Source organism: Streptomyces axinellae (genome assembly GCF_039532135.1).
GTDB classification, from domain to species: domain Bacteria; phylum Actinomycetota; class Actinomycetes; order Streptomycetales; family Streptomycetaceae; genus Streptomyces; species Streptomyces axinellae.
Map to the genome: position 1 here is coordinate 1 of NZ_BAAARJ010000096.1, position 544 is coordinate 544.

Here is a 544-nt window from a genome sequence, read left to right on the forward strand (position 1 = left end):
GTTGCGTTTTCCCGCCGAGGGGTAGGCTAAAGGCCCACTGTTAAGGAGGTGATATGTCTGGACTGATCAATCCACATGCGGCCCCGGAAGAAGCAGCCTATGCGCTGCTGATTGAGCTCGTTCGCGCCCAGCGCGTGCCGCAATATGAAGGCGAAATTTCCGGCCTGCTGGCGATGTACGACGAAGCCGTTAAACACTTTAAAGAGAAAGAGACCGAGCGTTAGGCATGGACATCGTGGTGCGAGAAAAGCGTGACGCCTGCGGAAGCCGCGCAGGCGTTGGCTGGATAGCGGCTTGGGTCATCAGCTGCCGCGGTAGGTAGAGTATCCGTACTGACTGAGCAGCAGCGGGATATGCAGTTTTTGATTTTGCTTTGTGACATTGAAAATAACCGGAATCACCGGGAAGAACGTATTCATATTTTGGCTTTTAAAATAGTCACCGGTTTTAAACGTCACTTTATACACCCCCGGCTCCATATTCTCCGCCTGCGGATAGAGCGATTTAATCCGCCCATCGGCATCCGTTTTACCGGTGGCGATAT

General features: G+C 52.8%; 2 protein-coding genes. One reads left to right on the forward strand and one right to left on the reverse strand.

Annotation, left to right across the window (positions count from 1 at the left end):
- Positions 1 to 53: 53 nt before the first annotated feature.
- Positions 54 to 224 carry a hypothetical protein gene (locus tag ABD339_RS33610; RefSeq protein WP_002892370.1) on the forward strand — a complete coding sequence of 57 codons (171 nt, stop codon included), beginning with the start codon at positions 54 to 56 and terminating at the stop codon, positions 222 to 224.
- A 78-nt stretch (positions 225 to 302) separates the two neighbouring features.
- Here the strand turns inward: ABD339_RS33610 and uraH are convergent.
- Positions 303 to 544 (reverse strand): hydroxyisourate hydrolase (uraH, locus tag ABD339_RS33615; RefSeq protein WP_344570955.1); only part of this gene is annotated, 242 nt, incomplete at its 5' end.